This is a genomic window from Streptomyces bobili (genome assembly GCF_002154575.1).
GTDB lineage: Bacteria > Actinomycetota > Actinomycetes > Streptomycetales > Streptomycetaceae > Streptomyces > Streptomyces bobili.
On record NZ_MUBA01000355.1, the window covers coordinates 1 to 1,175 of the forward strand.

Consider the following 1,175-nt stretch of genomic DNA (forward strand, 5'->3'; position numbering starts at 1 on the left):
GCTCACCCTCCCCCACCAGTTCCGTCGCCATCCGCGGGCCCTCCGCGAGGTCGACGACGGCGGCGACGTACGGCGTCCGCTCGCCGAAGGGGGGCAGGTCGTTACGGTGGACGACCGACCAGGTGTAGAGGCTCGCCCGGCCGCTCGCCTCCTCCCAGCGCACGTCCTCGCTCCAGCAGCGCGGGCAGAACTCCCTCGGGTAGTGATGGGCCCGCCCGCACGCCCCGCAACGCCGGATCAGGAGCCGCCCCTCGGCCGCCGCCTCCCAGTACGTGCGCGTGAAGGCATCGGTCTCCGGGAGGTCGTACCGCGAGGTCACCGGAGGCACCCCAGCAGAGCCACCGCGTCAGAACGCCTCATCCGAACCACCCCAGCGCGCCGTCCAGCGACCAGCTCTGCCAGGCCATCCCGAACAGCGCGACCACCGAGACCAGCGCCATCATCGCGTTCTGCCCCTGCTCGGCCCAGTCGTGGATCATGAGGGTGAAGTAGAGGAGGTTCAGCAGCAGGCCGCCCACCAGGGCGATCGGCGTGAGGAACCCGATCACGAGGCCCAGCCCGAGGGCCAGTTCCGCGTACACGACCACGTACGCCATCGCGCGCGGCCTGGGTGCCACCACCGCGTCGAAGCCGGACCGTACGGCGCTCCAGCGGTGCTTGGCCGCGATGTCCGCCGCCCACGCGATGCCGGAACCGCGCTCGAACCAGCCCTTCCTGTCCTTGTGCCGCCAGCTCTCCAGCCACCACAGGCCGAGCCCGATCCGTAGCACGGCCAGCCATTGCGCGCCGGTGAGCCAGATCGTGTCCATAGAACTGACGGTACGTCAGATTCAGTGGGGCGGGAAGACCGCGCCCCGGCGTCGCGGCCGGTCCACGACCGCATCCAGGTCCACGACCGGGTCCACTCCCGCGACCGAGTCCCGCCCCTTCCTGTCCACAACCAGGTGACCTACGTCACCGACCGCACACACCACTCGTACAGGCGTGATCGATCCGCAACCAATTCCGGTCTTGACCGAGACCCATCAATGCCCCGCATGATTACGCTCGCGCTCATGGAAGACTCCGCACCGACGCCCCACCCCTCCTCGATCACCGCCGCGAACGCGGCCGACCGGCCGGTCTACGTCATCGGCGGCGGCCCCGGCGGCCTCGCCACCGCGTACGCGCTGCGC

General features: G+C 70.5%; 2 protein-coding genes and 1 pseudogene. 1 reads left to right on the forward strand and 2 read right to left on the reverse strand.

Annotation, left to right across the window (positions count from 1 at the left end; translation table 11 throughout):
* Together BZL64_RS26305 and BZL64_RS26310 are read right to left on the reverse strand one after the other, a co-directional pair.
* A partial coding sequence (locus BZL64_RS26305) for a Zn-ribbon domain-containing OB-fold protein (protein WP_107430348.1) occupies nt 1-319 on the reverse strand: 319 nt, incomplete at its 3' end.
* 37 nt (nt 320-356) lie between these two features.
* Nucleotides 357-809: a DoxX family membrane protein gene (locus tag BZL64_RS26310; protein ID WP_086771669.1), complete on the reverse strand. Its 453-nt coding sequence runs from the start codon at nt 807-809 to the stop codon at nt 357-359.
* 246 nt (nt 810-1,055) lie between these two features.
* Between BZL64_RS26310 and BZL64_RS42210 the strand changes: the two are divergent.
* Nucleotides 1,056-1,175: pseudogene (locus tag BZL64_RS42210) on the forward strand (NAD(P)/FAD-dependent oxidoreductase); the annotation flags it as partial.

What these genes read in the sequence shown, in the direction of transcription:
- BZL64_RS26310 (WP_086771669.1), bottom strand. Translation starts at nt 809, where the DNA reads ATGGACACGATCTGGCTCACCGGCGCGCAATGGCTGGCCGTGCTACGG.